Below are 2142 nucleotides of genomic sequence, written 5' to 3'. Positions count from 1 at the left end.
GGCGCCGGTCCCCCGCCCGCACGTCGTGCACCCCCGCGAGCAGCGCCGCGACGTCCGCGGCGTACACCCCGTCGACCCGGCGGCCGTCGGCGGCGCGCACGTGGTCGAGCAGGTCGGAGGCGACCGGGTGCTCCGCGGGGTCGCCCGCGACCAGCACGACGTCGGCGTGCCCGACCTGGGCCGCGAGCGCCTCGCCGACCGCGCGGCCGTCGTCCGCGGTGAGCGCCAGGCCGCGCTCGTCCAGCAGGTCGTCGCCGAGCAGGTCGTCGGCGAACGTGGCGAGGTCGAGCGCCGCCACCACGCCGGCGAGCCGCAGCGAGCGCAGGCCGCCGCCGCGCCGCGCCGCCCGGCCGAGCGCGCGGGTGACCGGCAGCGACTCCGCCGACACGGGCAGCGCCAGCAGCACGGCGTCCCAGCGCGGGTCACGGCCGAGCCGCTCGAGCGTGGGCACCACGTCCTCGCGCACGGAGCAGCTCAGGCACGCGTGCTCCAGCGGCACCAGGACGTCCTCGAGCACACCCGACGCGTCCGCGACCACGCGGCGGATGCCGCCGCCCTCGGGGCCGTCGACGATGTCGTGGCGCAGCACGACGGTCCGGGGCCGGTCGACCACGACGCCGAAGGCGACGGCGTCGCGCAGCAGCGGGTCGACGGTGGCGAGCACGAGCAGGGGCGTCAGATCGCGTCGGGCCATGTCGGCCAGACTAGCGCTTGTCGCGAATGATTCTCATTACTATGCTGGACGTCATGTCCGCTCACTGCCAGGTCCTCGGGACGTCCCCCGGGTTCGGCCACTCGATCTCCCACTCGCACCGGCGCACGAAGCGGCGGTTCGACCCGAACATCCAGCGCAGGCGCTACTGGGTGCCCTCGCTCGGCCGGCACGTGACGCTGACCGTCTCGACCCGGGGCATCAAGACGGTCGACAAGCTCGGCATCGAGGTCGTCGTGGCCCGGATCCGCGCGCGCGGGGAGAAGGTCTGATGGCCCGCGCCGCCGACGTCCGCCCGATCATCACGCTGCGCTCCACCGCGGGGACCGGCTTCACCTACGTCACCCGCAAGAACCGCCGCAACGATCCCGACCGCCTCGTGCTGACGAAGTACGACCCCGTGGTGCGTCGGCACGTCGACTTCAAGGAGGAGCGCTGATGGCCAAGAAGTCCACGATCGCCCGGGACGAGCAGCGCCGGGAGGTCGTCGCCCGGTTCGCCGAGCGGCGCCGGGAGCTCAAGGCGGCGTCCGTCGACGCGCACCTGCCGGAGTCCGACCGGGTCGCCGCGCGCGCCGCGCTGCAGGCTCTTCCCCGCGACGCCAGCCCGACCCGGTTGCGCAACCGCGACGTTGCCGACGGCCGCCCGCGCGGCTACGTCGGGAAGTTCGGCCTCTCCCGCGTGCGGATGCGGCAGATGGCCCACCGCGGCGAGCTGCCCGGTGTCACGAAGTCGAGCTGGTGAAGGAGATCCGATGAAGCAGGGCATCCACCCTGAGTACCGACCCGTCGTGTTCCGGGACAGCAGCGGGGACTTCGCGTTCCTGACCCGGTCGACGATCACGTCCGGGAAGACCGTCGAGTGGTCGGACGGGAGGACGTACCCCGTGGTCGACGTCGACGTCTCCTCCGCGTCGCACCCGTTCTCCACGGGCAGGTCCCGCGTGCTCGACACCGCCGGCCGCGTCGAGAAGTTCCGGCGGCGCTACGGCCTGACGTCCCCCGAGGAGGACCGATGAAGGTGCGCACGTCCCTCGCGTCCCTGAAGAAGAAGGAGGGCTCGATCGTGGTGCGCCGCCACGGCAGGACCTTCGTGATCAACAAGAAGAACCCGCGCTGGAAGGCGAGGCAGGGCTGATGGCCGTCCCGAAGCGGAAGCTCTCCCGCAGCAGCACCCGCGCCCGCCGGTCGCAGTGGAAGGCCGCGGCGGTCCCGCTGTCGCCCGTGCGCACCCCCGACGGGCGGCTGGTCGAGGTCCCCCGCCGCCTCGCCCGCGCCGTCGAGCGCGGCCTGGTCGACCCGCGCTGACGCGCAGCCCGCCCGAGCTCGCCGGTTCCGCGCCGAGAGGCCCCGCGGCACCGGCGAGCTCGCGCGCGACCGGCGAGCTCGCGGGGCCACCCCGCCCACCGCGCGGGTAGCGTGCCGGGCGTG

Annotated in this window: 6 protein-coding genes and 1 pseudogene; 6 read left to right on the top strand and 1 reads right to left on the bottom strand. The window is 74.4% G+C overall.

Annotation, left to right across the window (positions count from 1 at the left end; translation table 11 throughout):
- Window positions 1-694, bottom strand: a pseudogene (locus FA014_RS19275) (cobalamin biosynthesis protein CobW); the annotation flags it as partial.
- 53 nt (window positions 695-747) lie between these two features.
- On the opposite strand from FA014_RS19275, the gene rpmB reads away from it, so the two are divergent.
- From rpmB to rpmF, 6 genes are read left to right on the top strand one after another with little or no spacing between them, the layout of a single operon-like run.
- Complete coding sequence (gene rpmB, locus FA014_RS19270; RefSeq protein ID WP_154731219.1) at window positions 748-984, top strand: 50S ribosomal protein L28; 237 nt, start codon at window positions 748-750, stop codon at window positions 982-984.
- Window positions 984-1151 carry a 50S ribosomal protein L33 gene (rpmG, locus tag FA014_RS19265; protein WP_154731218.1) on the top strand — a complete coding sequence of 56 codons (168 nt, stop codon included), beginning with the start codon at window positions 984-986 and terminating at the stop codon, window positions 1149-1151. Before rpmB ends, rpmG begins: the two co-directional genes overlap by 1 nt.
- Window positions 1151-1456 carry a 30S ribosomal protein S14 gene (rpsN, locus tag FA014_RS19260; RefSeq protein WP_154731217.1) on the top strand — a complete coding sequence of 102 codons (306 nt, stop codon included), beginning with the start codon at window positions 1151-1153 and terminating at the stop codon, window positions 1454-1456. Before rpmG ends, rpsN begins: the two co-directional genes overlap by 1 nt.
- Window positions 1457-1466: 10 nt before the next feature.
- Window positions 1467-1730, top strand: a complete 264-nt coding sequence (locus FA014_RS19255) for a type B 50S ribosomal protein L31 (protein WP_154731216.1) — start codon at window positions 1467-1469, stop codon at window positions 1728-1730.
- The gene (gene ykgO / locus FA014_RS19250) at window positions 1727-1849 is read left to right on the top strand and encodes a type B 50S ribosomal protein L36 (RefSeq protein WP_154731215.1); all 123 of its coding nucleotides are present in this window, start codon (window positions 1727-1729) and stop codon (window positions 1847-1849) included. The genes FA014_RS19255 and ykgO overlap by 4 nt, the downstream gene beginning before the upstream one ends.
- Window positions 1849-2019, top strand: coding sequence for a 50S ribosomal protein L32 (gene rpmF / locus FA014_RS19245; protein ID WP_154731214.1), 171 nt, complete (start codon window positions 1849-1851; stop codon window positions 2017-2019). Before ykgO ends, rpmF begins: the two co-directional genes overlap by 1 nt.
- The last annotated feature ends 123 nt before the right edge of the window (window positions 2020-2142 follow it).

It is taken from the genome of Cellulomonas hominis (assembly GCF_005239125.1).
Lineage (GTDB): Bacteria > Actinomycetota > Actinomycetes > Actinomycetales > Cellulomonadaceae > Cellulomonas > Cellulomonas hominis_A.
The sequence above is the reverse complement of the archived record's forward strand: the minus strand, read 5'-3'. Positions and strand labels throughout refer to the sequence as shown.

Coding starts and splice junctions, on each gene's coding strand:
- FA014_RS19255 (WP_154731216.1), top strand. CDS start 1,467: ATGAAGCAGGGCATCCACCCTGAGTACCGACCCGTCGTGTTCCGGGAC.
- rpsN (WP_154731217.1), top strand. CDS start 1,151: ATGGCCAAGAAGTCCACGATCGCCCGGGACGAGCAGCGCCGGGAGGTC.
- ykgO (WP_154731215.1), top strand. CDS start 1,727: ATGAAGGTGCGCACGTCCCTCGCGTCCCTGAAGAAGAAGGAGGGCTCG.
- rpmG (WP_154731218.1), top strand. CDS start 984: ATGGCCCGCGCCGCCGACGTCCGCCCGATCATCACGCTGCGCTCCACC.
- rpmB (WP_154731219.1), top strand. CDS start 748: ATGTCCGCTCACTGCCAGGTCCTCGGGACGTCCCCCGGGTTCGGCCAC.
- rpmF (WP_154731214.1), top strand. CDS start 1,849: ATGGCCGTCCCGAAGCGGAAGCTCTCCCGCAGCAGCACCCGCGCCCGC.